This window comes from Prevotella pallens (assembly GCF_900454935.1).
Lineage (GTDB): Bacteria > Bacteroidota > Bacteroidia > Bacteroidales > Bacteroidaceae > Prevotella > Prevotella pallens.
On sequence record NZ_UGTP01000001.1, the window covers coordinates 617,276 to 641,688 of the forward strand.

The 24,413-nt window shown below is 36.9% G+C and carries 24 protein-coding genes; 23 read left to right on the plus strand and 1 reads right to left on the minus strand.

The genetic code is table 11. From position 1 onward, the window contains the following. Positions 1-7 precede the first annotated feature (7 nt). The 23 genes from DX009_RS02725 to DX009_RS02835 all read left to right on the plus strand — a co-directional run bounded on the left by DX009_RS02725 (position 8) and on the right by DX009_RS02835 (position 22,315). Complete coding sequence (locus DX009_RS02725; RefSeq protein WP_025792933.1) at positions 8-364, plus strand: helix-turn-helix domain-containing protein; 357 nt, start codon at positions 8-10, stop codon at positions 362-364. A gap of 11 nt (positions 365-375) precedes the next feature. Next, positions 376-1,590 carry a virulence-associated E family protein gene (locus DX009_RS02730; protein ID WP_115082926.1) on the plus strand — a complete coding sequence of 405 codons (1,215 nt, stop codon included), beginning with the start codon at positions 376-378 and terminating at the stop codon, positions 1,588-1,590. A gap of 218 nt (positions 1,591-1,808) precedes the next feature. Beyond that, the gene (locus tag DX009_RS02735; protein ID WP_115082927.1) at positions 1,809-2,699 is read left to right on the plus strand and encodes a toprim domain-containing protein; all 891 of its coding nucleotides are present in this window, start codon (positions 1,809-1,811) and stop codon (positions 2,697-2,699) included. A 142-nt stretch (positions 2,700-2,841) separates the two neighbouring features. Further along, positions 2,842-3,195, plus strand: coding sequence for a plasmid mobilization protein (locus DX009_RS02740; protein ID WP_115082928.1), 354 nt, complete (start codon positions 2,842-2,844; stop codon positions 3,193-3,195). Further along, positions 3,192-4,112 carry a relaxase/mobilization nuclease domain-containing protein gene (locus DX009_RS02745; RefSeq protein WP_115082929.1) on the plus strand — a complete coding sequence of 307 codons (921 nt, stop codon included), beginning with the start codon at positions 3,192-3,194 and terminating at the stop codon, positions 4,110-4,112. The genes DX009_RS02740 and DX009_RS02745 overlap by 4 nt, the downstream gene beginning before the upstream one ends. Before the next feature lie 2 nt (positions 4,113-4,114). Further along, entirely contained in the window at positions 4,115-4,777 is a 663-nt protein-coding gene (locus tag DX009_RS02750) for a hypothetical protein (RefSeq protein WP_115082930.1), read from the plus strand. A 100-nt stretch (positions 4,778-4,877) separates the two neighbouring features. Continuing rightward, positions 4,878-5,084 carry a helix-turn-helix domain-containing protein gene (locus DX009_RS02755; RefSeq protein ID WP_004362600.1) on the plus strand — a complete coding sequence of 69 codons (207 nt, stop codon included), beginning with the start codon at positions 4,878-4,880 and terminating at the stop codon, positions 5,082-5,084. 56 nt (positions 5,085-5,140) lie between these two features. After that, positions 5,141-6,646, plus strand: a complete 1,506-nt coding sequence (locus tag DX009_RS02760; RefSeq protein WP_115082931.1) for a type I restriction-modification system subunit M — start codon at positions 5,141-5,143, stop codon at positions 6,644-6,646. Positions 6,647-6,693: 47 nt separating this feature from the next. Then, complete coding sequence (gene xerA, locus DX009_RS02765; RefSeq protein ID WP_023925596.1) at positions 6,694-7,686, plus strand: site-specific tyrosine recombinase/integron integrase; 993 nt, start codon at positions 6,694-6,696, stop codon at positions 7,684-7,686. Positions 7,687-7,692: 6 nt separating this feature from the next. Beyond that, positions 7,693-8,349 (plus strand): restriction endonuclease subunit S, encoded by a 657-nt coding sequence (locus DX009_RS13490; RefSeq protein ID WP_115082932.1) that lies wholly within the window; start codon positions 7,693-7,695, stop codon positions 8,347-8,349. Positions 8,350-8,359: 10 nt separating this feature from the next. Continuing rightward, positions 8,360-9,253, plus strand: a complete 894-nt coding sequence (fic, locus tag DX009_RS02775; RefSeq protein WP_115082933.1) for a protein adenylyltransferase Fic — start codon at positions 8,360-8,362, stop codon at positions 9,251-9,253. 8 nt (positions 9,254-9,261) lie between these two features. Continuing rightward, complete coding sequence (locus DX009_RS13450) at positions 9,262-10,437, plus strand: restriction endonuclease subunit S (RefSeq protein ID WP_115082934.1); 1,176 nt, start codon at positions 9,262-9,264, stop codon at positions 10,435-10,437. A 10-nt stretch (positions 10,438-10,447) separates the two neighbouring features. Then, entirely contained in the window at positions 10,448-11,548 is a 1,101-nt protein-coding gene (locus tag DX009_RS02785; protein ID WP_115082935.1) for a restriction endonuclease subunit S, read from the plus strand. Positions 11,549-11,558: 10 nt separating this feature from the next. Beyond that, positions 11,559-11,915, plus strand: coding sequence for a hypothetical protein (locus DX009_RS02790; protein WP_070668426.1), 357 nt, complete (start codon positions 11,559-11,561; stop codon positions 11,913-11,915). Between the two features lie 16 nt (positions 11,916-11,931). Beyond that, complete coding sequence (locus tag DX009_RS02795) at positions 11,932-12,465, plus strand: restriction endonuclease subunit S (protein WP_115082936.1); 534 nt, start codon at positions 11,932-11,934, stop codon at positions 12,463-12,465. An 8-nt stretch (positions 12,466-12,473) separates the two neighbouring features. Beyond that, complete coding sequence (locus DX009_RS02800) at positions 12,474-13,109, plus strand: abortive infection family protein (RefSeq protein ID WP_070667935.1); 636 nt, start codon at positions 12,474-12,476, stop codon at positions 13,107-13,109. Positions 13,110-13,121: 12 nt separating this feature from the next. Then, entirely contained in the window at positions 13,122-16,217 is a 3,096-nt protein-coding gene (locus tag DX009_RS02805) for a type I restriction endonuclease subunit R (protein WP_115082937.1), read from the plus strand. Positions 16,218-16,220: 3 nt separating this feature from the next. Continuing rightward, positions 16,221-17,306 (plus strand): hypothetical protein, encoded by a 1,086-nt coding sequence (locus DX009_RS02810; RefSeq protein WP_115082938.1) that lies wholly within the window; start codon positions 16,221-16,223, stop codon positions 17,304-17,306. Between the two features lie 3 nt (positions 17,307-17,309). Beyond that, positions 17,310-17,636 (plus strand): STAS-like domain-containing protein, encoded by a 327-nt coding sequence (locus DX009_RS02815; RefSeq protein ID WP_115082939.1) that lies wholly within the window; start codon positions 17,310-17,312, stop codon positions 17,634-17,636. Continuing rightward, positions 17,623-18,201, plus strand: coding sequence for a hypothetical protein (locus DX009_RS02820; protein ID WP_115082940.1), 579 nt, complete (start codon positions 17,623-17,625; stop codon positions 18,199-18,201). Before DX009_RS02815 ends, DX009_RS02820 begins: the two co-directional genes overlap by 14 nt. A gap of 327 nt (positions 18,202-18,528) precedes the next feature. Continuing rightward, complete coding sequence (locus DX009_RS02825; RefSeq protein ID WP_115082941.1) at positions 18,529-19,005, plus strand: phosphohydrolase; 477 nt, start codon at positions 18,529-18,531, stop codon at positions 19,003-19,005. Between the two features lie 598 nt (positions 19,006-19,603). Next, entirely contained in the window at positions 19,604-20,848 is a 1,245-nt protein-coding gene (locus tag DX009_RS02830; RefSeq protein ID WP_115082942.1) for a VapE domain-containing protein, read from the plus strand. A 579-nt stretch (positions 20,849-21,427) separates the two neighbouring features. Continuing rightward, positions 21,428-22,315 (plus strand): hypothetical protein, encoded by an 888-nt coding sequence (locus DX009_RS02835; RefSeq protein ID WP_147278662.1) that lies wholly within the window; start codon positions 21,428-21,430, stop codon positions 22,313-22,315. A 328-nt stretch (positions 22,316-22,643) separates the two neighbouring features. Here the strand turns inward: DX009_RS02835 and DX009_RS02840 are convergent, their stop codons facing one another. After that, positions 22,644-24,389, minus strand: coding sequence for a GH25 family lysozyme (locus DX009_RS02840; RefSeq protein WP_115082944.1), 1,746 nt, complete (start codon positions 24,387-24,389; stop codon positions 22,644-22,646). Between the last annotated feature and the right edge of the window lie 24 nt (positions 24,390-24,413).

Below are 24,413 nucleotides of genomic sequence, written 5' to 3' on the forward strand. Positions count from 1 at the left end.
AAGTATTATGGTACAAAATGAAATCACTTTTGAGAACTTGCCAAAGGCAGTTGCTCACTTAGTCAGCGAAGTTGCTGAAATCAAGAATTTAGTATGTAAAGGACAAAAAACTATTGTCCCTCCCAAACGTATTCCTATTGGAATAGATGATGCGTGTAAACTAATAGGGAAAGCCAAGCCAACAGTTTACACCTTAGTACGAAAACGCTTACTACCTTGTTATAAGAATGGTAAGCATCTCTATTTTTTTGAAGATGAGTTGTTGGCATGGATTGAAGGAGGTAAGAAAAAGACTGTTGCCGAAATCAACGAGGAGGCAAAAACTTTTATCTCTGAGAAACATTCTGATTCTTCCCTTTTATAAATATATGTATTATGGAAAAGGAAAGAGCTGAAGGGCGAGCCAAGCAATCTAAGAATGAACGCATAGAGCAATTCTTGAAAGAGCATTATGCTTTTCGTTTTAATACAGTTAAAAGTAGAACAGAGTTTCGAGAACAAGATTCTAATACTTCATTTCGTCCTCTTACTAAATATGATATTAACTCTATGCGTCGGCTGGTAGATGGGACTTTGGGAATATATACTCCAGCTGATAATATTCGAGCAATATTGGAGAGCGACTTTTGCAATAAAGTTAACCCGATTCGTGAGTATTTGTTGAATCTTCCAAAGCCTAAAGGTGAAGATGAATCTGAAATCATAAGGTTGGCAAATTGTGTTGTGGTGAGAAATCCTGATAAATGGCAGCATTATTTTGTAAAATGGCTTGTTGCTGTCGTAGCCAATGCTATGGATGATTTACAGTGTCGTAATCATACATGTTTAGTTCTTACAGGTGAACAAGGAAAATTCAAAACAACTTTCCTTGATTTACTCTGTCCAGAAGAACTGAAGAGTTATCTTTTCACAGGAAAGATTGACCCACAAGGAAAAGATGTACAAACACTGATTGCGGAATATCTTTTTATCAATATTGACGACCAGCTAAAGGCACTCAATAAGAGAGATGAAAATGAATTGAAGAACCTGATAACGACACCAAGAGTAAAATATCGTAGACCATACGACACTTACATTGAGGAGTATCCTCACTTAGCAAGCTTTATGGCATCTGTTAATGGTAATGATTTTCTAACAGATCCGACAGGCAGTCGTCGCTTTCTACCTTTTGAAGTTGAACACATTGATATTGACGCAGCTAAAGAGATTGATATAAACAAGGTGTACTCCGAGGCAGTTGAATTGTGGCGGAGTGGTTATCATTATTGGTTTAATGAAGAGGAAATAGCTGAACTACACCAAGAGAGCGAAGGGTTTCAAGTGCAGACAGTTGAGTATGAAATGCTTCTTAAAGGTATGGAAAAACCAGCTGTAACCGAAGAAAGTTATATGACTACTTCTGAAATCCTAAACTATTTGCGTGGATATACAACGCTTAACCTAAGTGAAAGGAGAATGGGAGAAGCCTTGAAAAAGGCTGGCTTCTTGCGGAAATCCAAAAGGATAGGTGGCAATCCAATGTATGTCTACCATATACGCAAGATTGTTCCCAATCCCTTTATTCAAAGTTACAATACTAATTATTAATACTACTTTACTACAAAGAGAGATAAAGCATTGAAAGAAAAAAGGTTAGACCGTAGTAAATAATGATATAAGGTATTACTACCTCATTACTACCAACCTACCATATACATGTGCAATAATTACTACAAAGATAGTTAGTACTACATGTTTTTCTTTCATTGTCAATGACTTACAAGAATATCACATTGTAGTAAGTACTAAACTTAAAAGTTACAAGTATGACATTAGATGAAATTAAAGCAATATCAATTAAAGATTACTTAGGTAGTATGTCTATATACCCAACAAAGAATTATAGCTATTACGGAATGTATAAAAGTCCATTTCGAAATGAACATACTCCAAGTTTCAAAGTTGATTATAACCAAAATCTATGGTATGACTTTGCACTTGATGAAGGTGGGAGTCTTATAGATTTAGTTATGAAATTACATAATTGCAGTTTAGTACAAGCTATAGAGTTGTTTAATGGCAAACAAAATAACCTACCAAAATTCTCTATAGCTAATAGCAAAACAATTTCTCCAAACCAATCACGTATAGAGGTTATTGGCTCTACCAACTTGTGTCATCCAAATCTCATAGAATATCTTACACATAGAGGAATCAATCTGAACATTGCGAAAAAATATTGTAAGGAGATCCATTATAGAATTGGTGATAGGAGTTTTTACGCAATAGGCTTTCCAAACAATTCTTATGGGTATGCGTTGCGCAATCCATATTTCAAAGGGTGTTTGCCTCCTTCCGATATCTCGTATGTTCCCAATCCTTCAGAACAAATCAATTTGTTTGAAGGTTTTATGGATTATCTCAGTCTGCTTACGATGAGTCCAGATGAAGAGAAGAAAGCTGCACTGATACTTAACTCGATTAATAATATCAAAAAGTCAAGATTTTTTCTTTCAAAGCACAAGCTCGTCTATTCATATTTAGATAATGATGAAGGAGGAAAGCGAACTTTAGAACAACTTAAAAGAGACGGTTTCGCTGTTCAAGGCTGCTCTTCCGTCTTCCAAAATTATAAAGACCTAAATGAGTATTTATGTGCTGAATTCAAGCATTCAGAGAAAGCAGAAAATAAGAAAATCAAAGGAATTAAGCTATGATTGTAGGATTTGCTTTGCATAATCTGTTTTTGGTGAGCAAGTTTATGTTTTGGGCATACCAAAACCACTTGCTCCACCTCCTGACAGTCGTTGCAGAGGATTATCCCGCTGGTCTCCATCAAATCAAATAAAAGAAACAAGTATGATAAAAACAGAATATAAAAAAGGTGGTCGTCCAACCAAGGGCGTAGCCGAAAAGAAAAAATACCGTATCACGGTGAAACTGAATACGCAAGATTACTATACACTCAAAGGCAAAGCTAAAAGCGCAGGAGTAACCATGAGTGATTTTGTAAGGAAAGTTCTTGATAAAGGAAATGTCATTGAGCGACTGACCGTAGAGCAAGCAGACTTCATCCGCAAGCTGTGTGGAATGGCAAACAACCTCAATCAGTTGGCACATCGCGCCAATGCGGAAGGATTTCATACCATTGCGCCTTTCCATAAAATCATCATTAGCAAGATTGATGAAATCCTAAATCTGATACGAAGATGATTGCAAAGATAATGAAAGGTTCGGACTTCAAGGGTGTAATCAATTACATCCTTGACCCGAAGAAAGGAACGGAACTTATAGACAGTTCCGGAGTGAGAATAGACAGTATCAACCATATTGTTCAAAGTTTCATCGACCAAACAGAACTTAATCCACGAGTGGGTAAGGTTGTGGGACATATCTCCTTAAGTTTCTCCGTACAGAATTCTTCCAAGCTCAGTAATGAATGGATGGCGCAGATTGCTTGTGAATACATGGAGAAGATGGGAATAAAAGATACGCAGTACATCATAGGTCGCCATTTCGATAAGGAGCACCCTCATGTGCATATCGCTTTCAATCGGATAGATAACAACGGCAAGACTATCTCTGATCGTAACGACAGGTTCAAAAGTGAGAAGATTTGCAAAGAATTGACTGCCAAATACGGTTTATACTTTGCTGGTGGCAAGGAGAAGGTCAAGGAACATCGTCTGAAAGAACCCGACAAGACCAAGTATGAAATCTATCAGGCGTTGAAAACTGAAATTGCTCGGTGCAGGGATTGGAAAGCGTTACTTGTCCACTTGGAGAGAGAAGGGATTGATGTCCGCTTTAAGTACAAAGGCAATACACAAGAAGTGCAGGGAATTATCTTTGAAAAGAACGGTTATCATTTCAATGGCTCTAAAGTAGATAGGGGTTTTAGTTATTCCAAGATAGACTTTGCCCTGCAACAGAATGACAGGGAACACGAACATCAGACACAAGGAATGCTAAACCTCATATCCAATGTTGCAAGTGTTACGAGCGAAATTACCAACAACCTCATAGAAGGAGGATTGGATTTGTTTCAAACTCATAGTACTGTTCCTGCGGAAGTTTACAACACACTTGACAAAAAGAAGAAAAAGAAAAAACGTAAAATACATTTATAACTATGGCTAACAATAATACATTTGTCCTCTTTGAGGAAATCAAAAACAAGCTGGAGACAATTTACAGGGAGCTAAAGGAGTTGAAAGAAAAGGAGAATGGTTCTGTTTCCCTCCCTGTTCAATCTACACCAGCACAAAGTGATGAGCAGAAAGAACAGGAATTGCTCAATCAGTATGAACAGCGAACTAAAGAAGTGATTAACAAGTATATTGGTGTACAAGTGCGCATCAAGGACGAGGAAGCTAAATCCATGGACAAATTGGTGGCAAGTGTCTTGACCATGTTGCACGAATGGCAGGAGAAGAAAGAGCATCCAATACCGCAGGAACATATTCACAGGCACAGCTTTGACATCAAATCCTCGAAAGTCTTTACTTATATGGTAGCAGTATCTGTCCTTTGTTTTGTTTCTTTGGTCGGCAATTACTTCTTGTGGCAATGTAAACAGCAATACAAGGATGATGCCTTGAAATTTCGTATCATTAGAGTATGGCGAGGTTGTAGCCCTAAGGAAATTCTATGGCTCAATGATGTGTTTGACATTCATCGCAATGAAAAGATTATCAAACTAATCAAGAAGAAAGCCGATGGTTACGATATGGAATTGAAGCAAAAGGCAGATAGTTTAATGCAGAATAACCTGCAAAATAAGAAAAACAAATAGTGTTGAACACATAAACTTTAATAAGAGGGGAAAATTCCCCTCTTATTGAGTATTTTATACAAGAAAATTTACTATATTTGCAAACAATCATATAATATTTATGGAAAGTCCAACTAATAGAATTAAAGAGGTGCTTATCGAGAAAGGGATTAAGCAAACATGGCTTGCAGAGAAACTCGGTAAGAGTTTCACTATTGTCAACTCATACGTTTGCAATCGTCGACAGCCAAGCCTAGAATTGCTATTTCAGATAGCAGAGATTTTGCAGGTTAATCCAAAGGAGTTGATTAACACCCCAGATGAGTAATAAGAAGTTTTTCGATTTACATCAAGAATAGAGTTCAGACATAATAAAAAAGAATCATGGCAAAACAAAATACAGCTGATATTGGATTTGAAAAGGAAATATGGAAAGCAGCAGATTTGCTTCGTGGCAATCTGGATGCTTCCGAATATAAATCGGTAGTATTGGGATTGATTTTTCTAAAATACATCTCCGATAAGTTTGAGACTAAATATCAAGAATTAGTCAATAATGGTGAAGGATTCGAGGAAGACCGCGATGAATATATGGCGGATAATATTTTCTTTGTTCCACAAGAAGCACGGTGGAGTGTGGTAGCAAAAGCAGCCCATACACCAGAAATAGGTACGATAATCGACAATGCCATGCGTCTTATTGAAAAGGAGAATCTTCGTTTGAAAGGTATTCTGCCCAAAAATTTCGCCCGACCAGAATTAGACAAAAGGCGTTTGGGTGATGTGGTAGATTTATTTACCAATATTCAAATGAAAGAACATGGAGATTCCAAAGATATATTGGGACGCACATATGAATATTGTCTTTCTAAATTTGCAGAAGCAGAAGGGAAATTAGCAGGAGAATTTTATACACCTGCTTGTATTGTTCAAACACTTGTCGAAGTTCTGAAACCTTATCACGGACGAGTATATGACCCTGCTTGCGGATCTGGTGGAATGTTCGTTCAGTCTGCCAAATTCATAGAAAGGCATCAAGGCAATATCAAAGATATTTCTGTCTATGGTCAAGACAGCAATCCTACGACATGGAAGATGGCTCAGATGAATCTTGCCATTCGAGGCATTGAGGCTGATTTGGGTAAGTTTAATGCAGATACATTCTTTGACGACCAACACCCCACATTAAAAGCTGATTTTATCATGGCTAATCCGCCATTCAATCTCAGTGATTGGGGAGCAGACAAGTTGCAAGATGATGTGCGTTGGAAATTTGGCATTCCACCATCTGGCAATGCCAACTTTGCATGGTTGCAACACATGATTCATCATTTATCTCCCAAAGGGAAAATAGGTATGGTATTGGCAAATGGTTCTTTATCTTCACAGACAGGAGGGGAAGGAACAATTCGTGAAAATATCATCAAGGCCGATTTAATAGAAGGTATCGTTGCCCTACCCTCACAGCTGTTTTATACCACAGGTATTCCTGTTTCTCTATGGTTCCTCAATCGAGAGAAAAAGCAGCAAAATAAAATTCTGTTTGTAGATGCAAGAAACATGGGAACAATGGTTACCCGGAAACTTCGTGAACTTCAAGAAGCAGACATAAAAAAGATTGCAGACACTTTTGATAAATATAATGATGGTACACTTGAGAATGAAAAAGGCTTCTGTGCAGTTGTAGCCCTTGGTGATGTGGCAAAACAAGACTATATTCTTACCCCTGGACGTTATGTCGGCATTGCAGAACAGGAAGACGATGGTATTCCTTTTCAAGAGAAGATGGACAAACTCACAACCGAATTGTCCGATTTATTTGCCCAATCTCATGATTTGGAGGATGAGATACGAAAACAGTTGGCAAGCATAGGTTTCACTATCAAATAAATGTCTGCATGTTCTTCCATATTATCAATTCATTAATATAGAAGAACATGAAAGAAAATTTGATTTTAGAAATTAGCAATGCAATGGCAGGTATATTAAGTGTAGAACAAATGGCACAACTCAATGGAGTATTATTGCAAGTAATTAGTAACTACTCCATTACAGCAGACGACGAGCTGATGCAAGAGAACAATGCATCTAACGAACGTCTGTTAGAGATATTCTTGTCAGCTAAGCAAGTTGAAGGTTGCACCACACCTACCATAAAATATTATGGCTCGACCATTAATCAGCTTTTCAAGAAAATGCCTAAAAAAGTTACGAACTATACAACAGAGGATATTCGTGCTTATTTGGCTGTATTTCAACGGAAACACAAATCGAGTAAAGTTACAATAGACAATATCCGTCGTATCTTTTCATCTTTCTTTTCATGGTTAGAGGATGAGGATTACATCATTAAAAGTCCTGTACGTAGAATACACAAGGTTAAGACAGGAACACAGATTAAGGAAGTCCTTACTGACGAAAATTTGGAACAACTGCGCGATAACTGTACAAGGGTACGAGATTTAGCCATGATAGACCTATTGGCTTCTACTGGTATGCGTGTTGGAGAACTTGTAAAGCTCAATCGTGAGGATATAAACTTCAATGAGCGTGAGTGTATCGTTTTCGGTAAAGGCAACAAGGAACGTATCGTGTATTTCAATGCTCGTGCAAAGATTCATTTGCAGCAATATCTCGCAGAGCGAAAAGACAGAAACAAAGCATTGTTCGTGTCTCTTGCCAAACCACACAATCGATTACAAATATCAGGAGTAGAGACAAGGCTAAGAAAGATTGGGAGGCTTTCTAAGATTGTCCGTGTCCATCCACACAAGTTCCGTCGGACACTTGCAACTATGGCTATAGATAAAGGTATGCCCGTAGAGCAAGTGCAAAAACTCCTTGGACATGTTAAAATTGATACAACCATGCACTATGCGATGGTCAATCAAACAAACGTCAAACTCTCTCACCGCAAATTCATCAGTTAAATCAAAATGCAAACAGCATATCACACATATAGCTCACATCAACCGCTATTTCATAAAAATAGGCGGATAAATGATAATTTAGAGCAACAGGCACAGGCATTGTTCAACGAAATGTTTCCCCATATTACTGAAGGAGAAAATATGATAGGGGATCTAATTATGCCTAAACGTGGAAAAGGACTCCTTTCCAAGAATGCAATAAAAGGAGATATACCAGTAGTCGCTGGGGGTATAGAACCTGCAACATACCATAACCAAGCCAATACGACTGCTCCTGTTTTGACAATAGCAGCATCAGGAGCTAATGCTGGGTATATAAATTTATGGCATATTCCTGTTTGGGCCTCAGATTCTTCTTACATTGATGATTCGATAACTCCAAATGTATATTTTTGGTATATCATGCTAAAGAAAAGACAAAAGGAAATATTTGATGCACAAGTAGGTTCTGCGCAGCCACATATTTATCCTAAACATATAGCAGAACTGCCCATGAATGTTGTCTTTGTTGAAAAAATAGCAGAATATAATGAGATTGTTACACCTATATTCGAAAAAAAAGGACAACTTTATCTCGAAAGTAAGCGCTTAACATCACTTCGTGATACGCTTCTTCCCAAACTGATGTCAGGCGAGCTGAAAATTAATGATATAAACAACTAAATTCCCATTTATGGAAGAGAAGAAAGAGCAACATAAGAAATCAATTCGTTTCTTCAACGACCGTGAAGTACGTGCCGTATGGGATGAAGAAAATAATTGTTGGTGGTTTTCTGCGACAGACATTGTACGTGCCATTAACGATGAGCCTGACTACACCAAAGCTGGTAACTATTGGCGTTGGTTAAAACGTAAGTTGAAACAAGAAGGCATTGAACCCGTGAGTACTACTCACAGCTTTAAATTTGAAGCACCAGATGGCAAGATGCGTATTGCAGATGTCCTTGATAGTGAAGGAGTGACTTTATTAGCAAAGCACTATCCTAACAATCGAGCAAATGAGTTCCTTGATTGGTTTACATATAGTGATAATACATTAGATGGTCAAAGTCGAAAGAAAGCATATCAGTTATATGAAAGTGGTTTGCTGAAAAGTCTTGAGCCAGGCAGCATACAATGTTTACAACAGATTCATGCTTATCTCTTTGGAGGTTTGTATGACTTTGCTGGACAAATCCGCACGAAGAATATCTCCAAAGGTGGCTTTGCCTTTGCTAACTGTATGCACTTCCCTGCTACGCTACAAACAATTGAAAGAATGCCAGAAAACACCTTCGACGAAATAATGGACAAGTATGTCGAAATGAACGTAGCTCATCCATTTATGGAAGGTAATGGACGAAGCACTCGTATCTGGCTTGATCTCATGTTGAGGCGTTCTCTCAAGCGATGTGTGGATTGGAGCCAAATAGACAAGAACGAGTATTTGTCTGCAATGCGTGAGAGTGTATCTGATAGTACACACATCAAAGCTTTGGTACAACCTGCGCTTACCACAAAGATTGATGATAGAGAAATGTTTATGAAGGGGATTGACTATTCATATTATTATGAACAAAATGATTGACGCTTAATATGGAAGAGTGGAAAGAATATAAATTGGGAGAAGTTATTAATATCTTAGACTATAAAAGAATTCCTTTATCTTCAGCAGAAAGGAAAACACGAGAAGGGGGATTTCCTTATTATGGTGCACAAGGTATTATTGATTATATTGATGATTATATCTTCGATGGAACATATTTACTTATAGCAGAAGATGGAGAAAATCTCAAATCCAAAAAGCAAGATATAGCTCAATTAGCTCATGGAAAATATTGGGTTAATAATCATGCTCATATAGTAGAGAGTAATGGGATATGTGACATTAGATACTTGTGTTATATTCTTAATAATATAGATTTGTCAGGTTACATAACAGGTTCGGCACAACCCAAACTCAATCAAGCTAATTTAAGTGCAATATCAATCATCCTACCCCCATTAAACTTACAAGAACAAATTGCTGATTTTATCTCTATGTTCGATAACAAGATAGAGCTCAATCAGCGGATAAATGATAATTTAGAGCAACAGGCACAAGCTTTGTTCAAATCTTGGTTCGTAGATAATCCCAATTCTAATTGGAAAAAGATTTCATTGTCAGAAGTTGCTTCATTCGTTGGTGGATATTCATATACGGGCAAAGAATTGACCGATTTCTCAAACGTAGCTATGGCAACCATAAAAAACTTTGTGCGAAATGGTGGGTTTAAGGCTGGAGGCTTTAAGGGTATCAACCCATCAGCTAAACTAAAAGAGTGCCACTATGCGAATTTATTCGACATATTAGTGGCGCATACCGATTTAACCCAAAATGCAGATGTGATTGGTAATACTGAATTATTACTTACTTGTGGTAAATATAATAGCATAATTTTCTCAATGGATTTGGTAAAAGTTCTACCTAAAGAAATATTTCCTTATAGGTTTTTACTTGCAACAATGCTTAAAAATAAAATGTTCAAGGGTCATTGCCTTGGTTATATAAACGGGACAACTGTTCTTCACCTTAACAAAAAGGCATTGCCTGAATTTGAAATAAGGAAACCGTCCGATTCAGAAGCTAAAATAATGAACGAGATCCTTGCTCCTTATTACAAACGAATGGCAAAATTGCTTCAAGAAACTGATAAACTTATTAGTCTCCGCGACACGCTTCTCCCAAAGCTGATGTCTGGCGAGCTGAAAATTAATGATATAAACAACTAAATTCCCATTTATGGAAGAATGGAAAGAATATAAGTTGGGAGATGTCCTGACTATCAAATACGGCAAAGACCATAAGCAATTAGCTGATGGCGATATACCTATATACGGCAGTGGAGGCATCATGCGTTATGGTGAGCGGTCGCTGTACGATAGCCCTTCAATATTAATTCCGAGAAAAGGTAGTTTGAACAATGTAATATATGCCGACAAACCTTTCTGGACTGTTGACACTATGTTTTGGTCCATTATCAACGCTTCTATAGCCAATCCATTATTCGTTTACTATTCCATTTGTAAGAAAGACTTTGCTAGTCTGAATGTTGGCTCTGCTGTTCCTAGTCTGACAGTTCCAGTAATAGAAGATATTGATATATTACTTCCATCAAAAGCGACACAAGACAAAGTGGTTTCTGTTCTCAAATCCCTTGATGATAAAATCGAATTAAACCGCCATATAAATGATAATTTAGAGCAACAGGCTCAGGCGTTGTTCAATTATTATTTTATAGATACCCCAGAACTTTTAGGTGAGTTCTCTGTCGGGTCGTTGGCAGATGCCGCTAATTATGTGAATGGACTTGCGATGCAGAAGTATCGTCCAATTAGTGGCGAGAAGGGGTTACCTGTATTAAAAATAAAGGAATTGGGACAGGGCAGAATAGACTCTTCGTCCGATTTTTGTTCAAATGAAATTGATTCGTATTACAAGGTATATGATGGTGATGCTATATTCTCATGGTCAGGTACTCTTATGGTAAAAATATGGTGTGGGGGAAAATGTGGACTTAACCAACATCTTTTCAAGGTTAGTTCAAAAACAACACCTAAATGGTTTTACTATTTTTGGACAAAACATCATTTAGATAATTTTATTAGAATTGCAAAGGATAAGGCTGTCACTATGGGGCATATTAAACGAGGAGAACTGGAAAAAGCAGAAGTTCTGTTCCCCAATAATAGTGTAATGAAAAAATTAGATATTTTAATGGCTCCATTTCTAGACCAGATTATTGAAAAAGAGTGCGAAATTAGAAAACTAGCTCTATTGCGTGATACACTCCTTCCTAAACTAATGTCTGGCGAGCTGAAAATTAATGATATAAACAACTAAATTCCCATTTATGGAAGAGTTTGAAAAAATATATAATACTGGATGGAGTAATTGGAAATCTTTTCCAGATCCAAGAAAAGGAGATTATTTAATAGCTCCATTAGGAAGTGGTGTATATCAGCTTAGGAACACAAAATGTGATAAATATGTTTTATTTGGTACAGGTAAACATTTGGCACATAGAATGACATCGCTACTACCTAAGCCCTTTGGAGCAGGTACACGTAATAATGAGGACAAACGAAGATATATTCTAAACAACTTACAAGATATAGAGTATCGTACAATATCATTTATAGACAGTAACGATGCAAAACGGTTTGAAAGCTATATCAAGTCTGTTGAACAATATCTTTTTAATACATAAGTGAGCAGAAGTATTTATGAAATTATATAAGAAACACATATCGGATTTAGGGAAGGTGATTACTGGTAAAACCCCTCGAACATCTATCTTGGAAAATTATGGAGGGAAGATCCCTTTTCTGACTCCATCGGATAATTTGTCTGAGAAATTTTCTCCAACGACATCTAAGACTTTAACAAAAATTGGTCTGAATGAGGTAAAAAACTGTTTGCTTCCTTCAAAATCGATATGCGTTAGTTGCATAGGTTCTGATTTAGGAAAAGTTGTGCTTACGAAAAAACCAACTGTGACGAATCAACAATTTAATTCTATTGTACCGAATGAGGAAAATGATGCAGATTTTATATATTACTTGATGACTGTTGTTGGCAAGTATCTAAATTACCTTAGTAAGACATCAACGGCAGTACCAATTATTAACAAATCGACCTTTGCAAACTATGAAATTGAAATTCCCAATATTAAAGAACAAAAGAGAATTGGGAAAATTCTCTCTTCCTTAGATGATAAAATAGAACTCAATCGACGGATAAATGATAATTTAAATTAAGATTAATTATGCAGTGGACAAGAGAATATATTGCAAAAGAACCAAGTCTTAGGACTTTTGAAACGCATATTTCAACAATAGAAAACAATGTTGAGATTAATCCTTCTTTGTGTGTTGAAGTAAGCAAAAGTCTGACAGAAGCACTTTGCAAAACAATTCTCACTAATCAAAATACAACGTATAAAGATGATATTTCATTTAATGGTTTAGTAAAACAGACCTTAGAACATCTTATAGAACAGACTGGAAAGGAAATAGTTGGTCTATCTGAACTATGCCGTAGAATTTCTACTGTCGCCCAATCAATTGCAGAGATACGAAATAATGCAGGATTTGCTTCACATGGTTTGGATGTTTTGCATCCTCAGATAGACAAATCACTATCCCTACTGATATACAAAACAACAGATGTACTCTGTGGGTTCATTTTACATTTTTATTTCAGTTATGCCCACCACGCTAACCAAAGATTAATTTATCAAGATTGCGAGTGCTTTAATGATTGGTTTGATGAAGAAAATCCATTAGAAGTAGGAGGCGTACACTTATCAGCATCAGAGGCTCTTTACAACTTAGATTATCAAGCTTATAAAGCTAACTATATAGATTATTTAGAATTTCTTTTAGAAATGAATGAACAATAAAAGTAAAATACAATGCCCTTCACAGAAGATAATTACGAAAAAGCACTGATATCCCTCTTTGAGGGAATGGGCTATCAATATTTGTACGGTCCAAATATTGAAAGAGACTACTATGTGCCATATTATGAGGCACAATTAGAAGAAAGTCTGCAAACTGTTAATCCAAAGAAGCCACATGCAGCTATTCACGAGGCGATTATCAAACTACGCAATATTGATATGGGTAGTTTGGCGCAGCGTAATGAAACTTTTACAGACTATTTGCAGCATGGCATAGAAGTCTCTTTTTTCAATGGCAAGGAAATGCGCAATGAAATGGTTTATTTGATAGACTTTGAGCATACGGACAAAAACACTTTTCAAGTTATCAACCAATGGACATTCATTGAAAATGCAGAGAAACGTGCCGATATCATTGTATTTGTGAATGGTTTACCATTGGTGGTTGTAGAATTAAAATCACCTTCCCGCGAAGAGACGGACGCTTCAGAAGCATATCTTCAACTCCGCAATTATATGAAGGATATACCATCGTTGTTCTCTTTCAACATGTTCTGTGTAATGAGCGATATGGCTCTTTCCAAAGCTGGAACAATTACCAGCAAGGAAGATCGCTACATGGAATGGAAAACAAAAGATGGCAATTATGAAAGTACGGAATTTGTCGATTATGATACATTCTTTGAAGGAATATTTCAAAGGGAACGACTCTTAGACATAATCAAGAACTTTATCTGTTTTTCCAAAGAAGAAAAAGGGAGTGCCAAGATATTAGCAGGGTATCATCAGTATTTTGCAGTGAAGAAAGCCATCGAACGTACCAAACATGCTACGGTAAGTAATGGTAAAATCGGTGTGTTCTGGCATACGCAAGGTAGCGGAAAATCATTGTCTATGGTTTTCTACGCCCACTTGCTGCAACAAGAGTTATCACAGCCCACTATTGTTGTGATTACCGACCGCAACGATTTAGACGATCAACTCTATACCCAATTCTCTAAATGTAAGGAGTTCTTGCGTCAAACACCAGTGCAAGCCAATAGTCGTGAGAATCTAAAAGAGCTATTGAGTGGACGAGAAGCTAATGGCATTATCTTCACAACCATGCAGAAGTTTGAGGAGTCTGACGAACCTTTGTCAGAGCGAAGAAATATTATCGTGATGACTGATGAGGCACATAGAGGGCAATATGGTTTTGAGGAAAAAATCGACGTCACTACAGGTAAGGTCTCTATCGGCACGGCAAGAATCATTCACAATTCACTACCCAATGCTTCATATATTGGCTTTACTGGTACACCTATTTCCACCAAAGATCGAGATACTGTAGAGGTTTTTGGCGATTACATTGATATTTATGACATGACGCAGGCGGTTAATGACGGTGCTACTTGTCCTGTATATTATGAATCTAGAGTTATCAATCTAAATCTTGACGATGTAACCTTGCAAGCCCTTGATGACGAATACGAGCTGTTGGCTGAAGAAGGTGCAACAACAGAACAAATAGAGAAAAGCAAGAAAGAGATGTCACACTTGGAAGAGATACTCGGTGCACCAGCTACCATCGATTCTCTTTGTCAAGACATTATCAAACACTATGAAGAAAACCGTCAATATGAATTGACTGGTAAGGCAATGATAGTGGCATATTCGCGTCCCATAGCGATGAGCATTTATCACCGACTACTGGAGCTTCGCCCAAAATGGACGGATAAAATGAAAGTTGTCATGACGGGCAGCAACCAAGACCCAGAAGAATGGCACGACATTATCGGAAACAAGCAGTATAAGAAAGAACTTGCCAAACGATTTAAGGATGACAACGACCCGATGAAGATTGCTATTGTAGTCGATATGTGGCTCACAGGCTTCGACGTTCCCTCATTGGCAACTATGTATGTTTACAAACCAATGAGCGGACATAACCTAATGCAAGCCATTGCACGAGTGAACCGTGTATTCAATGGCAAAGTGGGTGGATTGGTTGTTGACTATATTGGTATTGCCAAAGCCTTGAAAGAAGCCATGCGTGATTATACGGGACGCGACAGAAAGAACTTTGGAAACCCAGACATCAAAGGTATGGCTTTTACAAAGTTCAAAGAGAAGTTGGAAGTGTGCCAAGACTTATTTCATGGTTATAATTATAGTAAGTTCCACACAGGGACAGATGCTGACCGTGCTAAATTAATCAAAGGTGGCGTGAACTTTATGTTGGCAGCCGATAAACAAGAACAACTGCCATTATATATGAAAGAAGCTGCATTGCTGCACAATTCCATCACTCTTTGCCGAAGCCTGTTGAATGAAGAGCAACGCTTCTTGGCTGCATTCTTTGAAACTGTACGCACTTTACTCTCCCGAATGACAGGAAAAGGGAAAGTTACGAAGAAAGAAATCAATGCTCGTATCAGTGAATTGCTGAAACAAAGTGTAAAAAGTAAAGGTGTAATCAATCTTTTCTCTGATGTTAAAGCCGAATTTTCCCTCTTTGATACAGCCTTCTTAGATGAAATTTCTAAGATGAAAGAAAAGAATATAGCTGTAGAACTGCTTAAAAAGTTATTGGCAGAGAAAGTGGCACTCTATCAAAAGACCAATATCGTGCAGTCAGAGAAATTCTCAGATCTTCTCAATCGTTCTTTGTCCAACTACCTTAAAGGATTACTCACCAACGAAGAAGTTATCCAAGAACTTTTGCAGTTGGCAAAAGATATTGCCTCGGCCGATTCTGCAGCTAATGAACTTGGTCTCACTCCCGAAGAAAAGTCATTCTATGATGCCTTGACGAAACCGCAAGCAGTTCACGACTTCTATAGTAATGAAGAATTGGTAGCTATGACAAAAGAACTCACCGACTCTCTGCGTAAGAACCGCACTATCGACTGGCAGAAGAAAGAATCAGCCCGTGCAGGTATGCGCAGAATGATTAAACATCTTCTGAAAAAATATCATTACCCACCAGAAGAAGCTGCCAATGCACTGGAAACTGTCATCAAACAATGTGAGCAGTGGACGGATAATGAACAAGAGAATTATTCAACAAAATCAGCCAAGATGTACGAAATCCACGAGGATGACATACTAATGGCAGCAGAACCATAATATATGAAAAAATCATTTTGGCTTAGTAAAATCTCTATAAGGGCTCGGCAAAAAAGAATTCTTCGTAAGAAGGCACAACGTAAGAAAGAAATCAAAAGGAAAAGAGCCTTAGCACAAGGTGTTTGTAAGGAGGAACTTAAATGGAGAAATATTTATAAACGAAAATTTTATGATTACATAAAAATTCCTGCTCCCGATAATTTATCTTTAATAGATAATACTGAATCAGTACTTCATTTTATATCAAGACTAAGAGAATGTTTTGAAAAGAAGAAAAAAGTATTTATTAATTTGTCTCGTGTAAGTAATATTAGTGGGGATGGAATTTTAATATTACTATCCAACCTCGTTCTTTTCAAAACAAGAAAGATTAAATTTAACGGAAATTATCCAAAAGATAAAAAAACGAGGACAAAACTAGAGAAGACATGTTTTTATGATGCTATTTATAATTTTAACTACGCAGAAGAGAGTAAATATGATCTTACGAAAAATGACATATTTACACATGCACAGAAAAATGTAGATTCTCAACTTACAGCAGACTTAATAACAAAAAACTCTGCATATCTTTGGGGAGAAGAACGACGTTGCACAGGGTTACAAAGAGTATTCTTGGAACTAATGCAAAATACCAATAACCATGCTAGTAAAATTATAGGTGATAAATATTGGTGGCTGAATATGGAAAAGAAGAAGGATCCCAAGAGAATTTGCTTCTCTTTTATAGATTATGGTATGGGCATCTTTAAGAGTTTAGATAACAAACCCATTACTGATAAATTATATGATTGGGTAAAGAAAATTTCTCCGTGGTGTAATCCACAGAATCATGCAGAACTTTTAAAAAACATTTTTGAAGGCACCTTTCACAAGACCGTAACTGGCAAAGAATATAGAGGTAAAGGCATCCCTGGTATTTATAATCGCTTAAAAACTGGGTATATAAGCAATTTAGTATTAATCTCCAATGACTCGATGGGTAAACCCAACGAGGATAAATATGAAATACTTGACAATAAATTAAATGGAACTTTCGTTTATATAGAAATAGATGCACAATGTAAGAATCTACCCTTAGCAGTATAAATTATGAAATATTCTATAGCAACACAATTTTCTAGAGTACCATCTGCTCGCAATGAAGGAGAGGGGAAGTACTCTGGTATCAGTTTAAGAAAGATAATATATCCTTTATTAAAAGAGTGTATTCGTAATCAGGAAAAGTTTATAATAGATTTAGATGGTACAGCTGGTTATGGGACATCTTTCCTTGAAGAAGTTTTTGGGGGGTTAATTAGAGAAGAAAAATTAGACTATGGTGCGGTGTGTAACACTTTAGTGATAATCTCAGATGAAGAACCAGAATTGAAAGAAGAATGTTGGGAATATATAAAAGATGCATATGAAAAAAGTTAATATACTTATTATTTTTTCATTAGGTTGGATAGTCGGACTAATACTTTCAGACTTAAATTTCTTCTTCTACGATAACAAATTTAATATATTCGAGCTACTGTATTTTATCTGCAATGCATTGCTAACAATATACATAGCTTACATTATCAGCCAAAGTATCGAATCAAAAAAAGGTGAAAAAGGTATTATTATAGAAAAGGCTAATGAAATTGACGAATTATTAAAAGACTTACAGAACAAGTTTGTAGAGCGTAATGGTAAATATACCATAAACAACCTCACTATTGTTGGTCAATCTAAAGTTATCAACATGATAATAAATCAAACAAGAAAAAGTGTAAAAAAATATTATAAAGATATAGAAGATTCAGACGATTTTAAACAAATAAATATACGTAAACTGGTGAGAATATGTACTAATAGCCAACCCGGAAAAGAAGATGTTATAAAATGCGAAAATGACATATGGACATATTCTCCAGATAAATACGTTGAAATAATCAATGAATTACAAAGACTTAGAGAGCTTTGTTACCTTAACAAATTAGTATTAAACAAAGCTTAAATGTGCTTAGTTTTATGCTTTGACGATAACATACAAGATGTTTTCTAATCAATACTACTCAAATTAAGGAAACATTTTTGTACCACGCAAATGTAAGTCATTGATTATCAGTATAGGATAAGTTTGAGGAAGTGAAGTAAATTTTTAAAACGAAAATAATTGCAGCAGTCCGGTAATGGGTTGCTGCAATTTGTTTTATATAATACTATGGAATTAGGTGGGGTAAAGGGTTAAAGTGTTCATAAAAAGAAGTATCTTTGTGCTATGATAGAATCACTCAGAGTAGACTTGTAGAGATTTTTGTTACATATAAACTCAATTTTAGCAATGTTAGGTAATCAAGAAAAGGACATCGTACAATGTGCTGCCGTATTAGCTTGCGAGCTACACAAAGGGCAAGTGGACAAGGCTGGGATTGATTATTTCACTGACCATCTTACGACTGTTGCCAAAATGGGAAGTACTTGGAAAGAGCAGGTTGTGGGTTATCTACACGATGCAAGTGAAGATACTCCACATTCTGTTGAAGAAGTACTTAACTTGTTAGATGCGAAATTAGGAACTCCCTTATCAGATACTGATAGACTTGAACTTGCCGATGCTTTACATTTGCTTAATCATCACCTTGCGCCTGATAGGGAAACATATATTCAGCGAATTAAAAGCAATGCCCTTGCAACTGCCGTAAAGATGCACGATCTTACTCACAATATGGACCTTACTCGTATTCCTAATCCAGCAAAGAAGGATTATGAACGTATTGAACGATACAAGAAGGAATATGATTATTTGAGTGGACTTTGATAATAGATTATTAGGTCTCTTGAAGAATACAACCAATCTTCCCACGATTACGCACACTGTGCTGGCACTCACCATGAAAGAGCCAGCCAATGTCTGTATTATAACCTACATGAAGCTTGATATAGATATGAAAAATCTTATTTACTCTTTTCAGTAAATTTCTTATCTACTGCACTAAGTTTGAAAACTGGTTGCTGTCATTTTTAACATTTGTGGTATTTAATTGATTTATAAAGTGTTATAAGTCGTAAGAGGGTGATGGGAGTGACAGCAAAATAAAAATAATTCGTGAAAAACTTGACAAGGGGTATCTCTGTTTTGTATCTTTGCAAGCGAAAATAAGGAAGAGCTATGATATGCTTAGTATGATTTCCTACAAACTAACGGCATCTTCTTTTTTGAATTTGTTTTCTTAAATCTTTTATTCATGTGTACATATTTTTTTAATATGCCCACAAATAGGGCAGTGCGTTATGCGCAATTTCATTTTTATATGAGAAATGACAAACGGATTGGGCAGGAAAAGACATAGCAACAGTTTTGCTTATTTCCTTTCTCACAAATAATTTATCTATTCATCAACTTAAAACAATCATTTATGAAAAGTAAGAACCTTAAAAACATTAAAGCTGAAAATCAGCGGAACAGACAGTCGGAAAGACTTAAAAACGACATTACTCGTCGGTTGCTCAACTATCTTGAGCGGAAGTATGAAATGAGATTTAATACCGCCTTAGGGTGTACAGAAGCTCGCAAGGCTGGAAGTAACGAACCTTTTGTGGCTGTAGATGAACGAATGCGCAATACTATTGCTATTAAGGCGCGTCTTGATGGGATTGATGCGTGGGACAAAGATATCCGACGATATATGGAGTCGGATTTTGTTAAGGCTTTTAATCCTGTGGATATTTTCCTCGAAAGATTGCGAGGACGATGGAACGGAAAGAATCATATTGAAATGCTGGCAGACTGTGTACCTAATGACAACACACGGTGGGCAGAATGGTTTCACACGTGGTTTCTTGCAATGGTGGCACAATGGTTAGGGCTGAATATCTCACATGGTAACAGTGTGGCACCGTTGCTCATCTCCCGACAAGGCTATCGGAAGTCTACTTTCTGTAAACGTCTTCTACCAGAGGCGTTGCAATGGGGATATAACGATAATCTTATCATTAGTGAGAAGCAGAATACATTGCGCGCAATGACACAGTCGTTACTGATTAATATTGATGAATTCAATACGCTGTCAGCAAAGACGCAAGACGGATTTTTAAAGAATGTTATGCAGCTTGCAAACATTAAAATCCGTCAGCCTTATTGCCAGCAACAAGTTACATTGCCACGCATTGCCTCTTTCATTGCCACGGCAAACGTTTCAGATGTTTTTAGCGATCCCAGTGGTTGCCGCCGTTTTATTGCAGTTACACTAACAGGTCCTATTCGTTTGCCCGAACACATAGACTATGAACAGCTCTACGCACAGGCTGTTGCCGAACTTGTGGCTGGTAGACGCTATTGGTTTGATGAGGCTGATACCCAGGATATTATGGAGAATAACGTGCAATATCAACAACGTACCCCTGCCGAAGCTCTCTTTTTAGATAGTTTCTCTATTCCTAAAGACTTGACCAAGGGGGCTTATATGACTGCAGCTTCCATTTTTAGCCTACTTCGTCAGCGGTATGGCAGTCAGCTGAACCTAACAAGTCTTTCTCATTTCGGTCGTGTTCTTGCAAATATCCCGAATCTCCATAGTAAGCATTCTTCGCATGGTACAGAGTATTTGGTTGCAGTACGTAGCAACGCAGTACAGTCTGGTCAGTCCAGCTTGAGATGTTAGTTGCTATCTGAATGAGTTTTCAAAGTTGCTGTCACTACTGTCACTCGCATATACACCATAAGTAGTTTATAATCTGTTGTTTATGCGAAATGTTAAAAGTGACAGCAACTTAAAAACAAAACAAAGTTATATATAAATGCTATTAATCCAATAAAGTATAATAAAAAAAATCTTGGTTTATATATAAAATTTTTTTATTTATTCCTTAATTTCGCAGTATTTTTTCTTGTGAGAAAATTTTATATGTTGAGATGTCTTTTGGGGGGCTCTATATGTTGATATGAGGTGCTTCAGTGTTTCTTGGGTCTTTTCTAAGCATGAAATCCCCCACCCAAACCAATGGGGAAGTATGAAAAGCCACAAAGAAATGATGTAAATTCCACCGAAGGAAGTGATATTCTCGATTTTAATAGCTACCTTTGTCCTGTCAGTTTTTTGCTTACTTGTTATGTTTGCAGTATCAAGATAGGTGAAATTTTTGACATATTCAAGTGTTTTGAGAACTTTGTTTCTCAGACACATGGAGTTCTCACAAAAATTTATGCTGCGGAATTAAGGTAAAACTAAAACAGGTGAATTATGGGAAGAAAGTTAAACTATATCCATCTACTATTCTTTAGCACTATTATTGTAATCCTGCTGATGTCGGCTGGTTGCGAAAGAAAAGCAACTATGGTTTCAAGAGCGAACGGAAGAGGTCGTTCCATCATTGATGGAAAATCGGATTCTTTTGTGGATGCCAAGTCTAAAATGACCATCGAACTTGATACCATAGTGAGGGATTGGCATATGCTATTACAAACTGCAGACAATGGCATTAAGATAAAAAATGAGAACTTCTACGATAAAACGCTTTTTGTGACAATTGTCAAAAATGGCAAAACACTTTTCCATCAAAAGGCTGTAACTACGCCATGGCTATTAGGGAGTCCAGATAATGAACGACAACTATATGCCGGACCCCTCATTGCTGTTTCTAATACGACAGTCTATCTATTTGTAGGTTCATACCTACCTGAAACAGACGATGGATACACTTACATTTTAGCATTCTCTAAAGACGGTAACGTCAACAAATACCAGATGCCACAGAGTTTAGACGAATCAGATTTGGTGACCGAATTTTATTTGTTATATTCCCATGAATGTCTTTACAAACCTTTTGATGCAGAATCTTTACAGCAAATCATCAAGGAATATTGCACCGATGAATTGTTATGGAAAATCAAACAACAAGGCAAATTTGCTATCTTTCCCCCAAAAATAAGCGACAGACATTTTCTCAAGTATGATGTTGCAAGTGAAATGATAGACATAGATACAACTAAAATGCTATTATATAGTAGAATTTATTTCTACAAACGTCACTGTTATCAACCTCTCGACTCCATGAAAGTTGTGCTGAAAGGGCGTAGGAACGAATATAATGGTGTGAGCTATGATAAGATATTGTCCATTAATCATTGATTTGGAAACGATTAATTGTTATTCTCTTCAACAAGTTCCTTTCTGAAAAAGTTGCGAATATAAAAATGAGGGTGTGTCAAAATGTACACATCCTCTTTTTTATGCACAAAGCCCCGACTTTCTCAAGCCAGGGCTTTGCTATTTCCTAAAGTTTTTGTACCTTTAGGCATTAAAAAAATCTCATTATGGCAAAGATACACTTTCGTTCTTACATACACAAGAAAATGATTCTTTTTCCTCAAAGAATCGATAAGGATATCGCAGAAGACGACCCTGTTCGTCTTGTCCATCTTTAGTAAGTTACAGAAATAGCTATTTGCACATACACTTATGGTTTTTGGGTGGGCGTGGAAGAGAACGAGTGCTTTTGTAGAAATGTTTCGTATTGGTTACGGTATCCATTGAAAACATTTATATCTACATCGCCGTGAATACCTCTTACTTTTCCATCGGGCGAGAGTTGCCAGTAGGTAAGCTTTAATTCTGGTTTATATTCTCCATAGCGAGCAATCCAAACAGAGTATTCGCCTTGTATGTCGATAGCCATTGGCAGATAGCGTTTGGTAAACATTTGACTGATGTAAAGAATAGGACGTATCTTAGTTGCGCTATAAACCGTTTTGAGCCAATTGCGAATATGTTGAAACATTACTGCAGGTCTGCCCATTTTTGCAATTTGTTCGTCGGAAGGTTCTACATCGAGCACTGCAGGCAAGTCTCCTTTTGTAAAAAGGCTATGTTGCAAAAAATATTGAGCTTGTTCTGTGCCTGACGATGTTGTAGAAAAGAAATGATAGGTTCCAACACGTATGCCGTGTTTGTGTGCCTGCAGATAGTCGTTTCTGTAGTAAGGGTTTAGTACTGTGCGTCCTTCAGTAGACTTAATGTATACGAAAGCAATAGGATAGTTTACTTGTCCTGTTATTTGTTTTGTACTTATTTTCCCTAAATCCGTAATTCTGAGTTTTGCCCATTCTATGTTATAGTGTTTTGTTCCTTTTTCGTGTTGATGTTTAGACAGGTCTATGCCGTAAATACGTTCGCTATTATGGTTCATACGTTCGCCTTTAAACATTCCATCTTTCCATTCTCCCACTTGTAAATATTCGTGCGGAGCAATGTAGAAACCAAATCCATCGGGTTTACCATTAAGCCAATGTCCATCGTAGAAGCTACCATTATTACCGTGGTGTTGCCCATATCCATTAGGAACAGAGTTTTTAGTTTCGCCCACATAATAGCCTTGTTTGTAGGGCATACCTTTTTGCAGTGGTTGGTTGATAGAAGTGTTGGACCAATGCAACAATTTTGTTTTAGCCGTTTCAACCGATAGCACAGCCGATTCGTTATGTGGTGTAGATTTTGTTTGCGTTTGCAGCAATAAACTGGAGTCGGCGGCATAAATAGCAATTCTATTACACATTATACGTTTGCTATTGTGTTTACCATAGAGCGCTATATATCTATTGATTTGTTTTACACGTAGATGAGCTTTGCGTGGAATGTTTTCTAAAGCATTGATTACTGTTTGTAACGAATCGCGTTGTCGCTGAATGTGCCAATGGTAAGCAGCCACTGTATTGTAGCCATAATCTTGAACGTTGTGCACACGCATATAGTAGGAAAGTTCGTTATATTGTGTTTGTAAATCGGCTAATTCATCGTCGGTTCTTTTTAGTTCGTTCGCTATTAACTGGTGTAAAGCAAAACTACTGAAACTTAATATTGTAGAAGGGCGATTACTCCATTTTGTAACCACACGTCCAAAGCAAGTAAAGGGGAGCGATAAACTATTTACCCAATAAGCGTGTGTGCGTGTTTTTCGTGGTCGTACAGAGTCGGCTTGCATTGCCCCACCTATCAATTTCGTGGGAGTGTAGTTGGTGAAAAAGAATGTAGGTTTGCCATTTATTTCCAGTTGGTAATAAGCTTGTTGTTCTACCACTAATGCCGATTGGTTTATAGCTTTTGTTGTAGGAGGCAACAAAAGATAGATTATAAAAGCTGAGAGCACAAGCAACAGTGCAAATATAATAATGCGTTTTTTAGTTTGTAGAATATGAAGATATAACATAGTGTGTTTCTGTTTATATAGCTT

Bases quoted from the DNA above. Each gene is read 5' to 3' on its own strand.
- xerA (WP_023925596.1), top strand. From the start codon at position 6,694: ATGAAAGAAAATTTGATTTTAGAAATTAGCAATGCAATGGCAGGTATA.
- DX009_RS02785 (WP_115082935.1), top strand. From the start codon at position 10,448: ATGGAAGAATGGAAAGAATATAAGTTGGGAGATGTCCTGACTATCAAA.
- DX009_RS02795 (WP_115082936.1), top strand. From the start codon at position 11,932: ATGAAATTATATAAGAAACACATATCGGATTTAGGGAAGGTGATTACT.
- DX009_RS02820 (WP_115082940.1), top strand. From the start codon at position 17,623: ATGAAAAAAGTTAATATACTTATTATTTTTTCATTAGGTTGGATAGTC.
- DX009_RS02755 (WP_004362600.1), top strand. From the start codon at position 4,878: ATGGAAAGTCCAACTAATAGAATTAAAGAGGTGCTTATCGAGAAAGGG.
- DX009_RS13490 (WP_115082932.1), top strand. From the start codon at position 7,693: ATGCAAACAGCATATCACACATATAGCTCACATCAACCGCTATTTCAT.
- DX009_RS02790 (WP_070668426.1), top strand. From the start codon at position 11,559: ATGGAAGAGTTTGAAAAAATATATAATACTGGATGGAGTAATTGGAAA.
- DX009_RS02735 (WP_115082927.1), top strand. From the start codon at position 1,809: ATGACATTAGATGAAATTAAAGCAATATCAATTAAAGATTACTTAGGT.
- fic (WP_115082933.1), top strand. From the start codon at position 8,360: ATGGAAGAGAAGAAAGAGCAACATAAGAAATCAATTCGTTTCTTCAAC.
- DX009_RS02840 (WP_115082944.1), bottom strand. From the start codon at position 24,389: ATGTTATATCTTCATATTCTACAAACTAAAAAACGCATTATTATATTT.
- DX009_RS02810 (WP_115082938.1), top strand. From the start codon at position 16,221: ATGAAAAAATCATTTTGGCTTAGTAAAATCTCTATAAGGGCTCGGCAA.
- DX009_RS02815 (WP_115082939.1), top strand. From the start codon at position 17,310: ATGAAATATTCTATAGCAACACAATTTTCTAGAGTACCATCTGCTCGC.
- DX009_RS02730 (WP_115082926.1), top strand. From the start codon at position 376: ATGGAAAAGGAAAGAGCTGAAGGGCGAGCCAAGCAATCTAAGAATGAA.
- DX009_RS02825 (WP_115082941.1), top strand. From the start codon at position 18,529: ATGTTAGGTAATCAAGAAAAGGACATCGTACAATGTGCTGCCGTATTA.
- DX009_RS02830 (WP_115082942.1), top strand. From the start codon at position 19,604: ATGAAAAGTAAGAACCTTAAAAACATTAAAGCTGAAAATCAGCGGAAC.
- DX009_RS13450 (WP_115082934.1), top strand. From the start codon at position 9,262: ATGGAAGAGTGGAAAGAATATAAATTGGGAGAAGTTATTAATATCTTA.
- DX009_RS02835 (WP_147278662.1), top strand. From the start codon at position 21,428: ATGGGAAGAAAGTTAAACTATATCCATCTACTATTCTTTAGCACTATT.
- DX009_RS02750 (WP_115082930.1), top strand. From the start codon at position 4,115: ATGGCTAACAATAATACATTTGTCCTCTTTGAGGAAATCAAAAACAAG.
- DX009_RS02725 (WP_025792933.1), top strand. From the start codon at position 8: ATGGTACAAAATGAAATCACTTTTGAGAACTTGCCAAAGGCAGTTGCT.
- DX009_RS02760 (WP_115082931.1), top strand. From the start codon at position 5,141: ATGGCAAAACAAAATACAGCTGATATTGGATTTGAAAAGGAAATATGG.
- DX009_RS02740 (WP_115082928.1), top strand. From the start codon at position 2,842: ATGATAAAAACAGAATATAAAAAAGGTGGTCGTCCAACCAAGGGCGTA.
- DX009_RS02800 (WP_070667935.1), top strand. From the start codon at position 12,474: ATGCAGTGGACAAGAGAATATATTGCAAAAGAACCAAGTCTTAGGACT.
- DX009_RS02805 (WP_115082937.1), top strand. From the start codon at position 13,122: ATGCCCTTCACAGAAGATAATTACGAAAAAGCACTGATATCCCTCTTT.
- DX009_RS02745 (WP_115082929.1), top strand. From the start codon at position 3,192: ATGATTGCAAAGATAATGAAAGGTTCGGACTTCAAGGGTGTAATCAAT.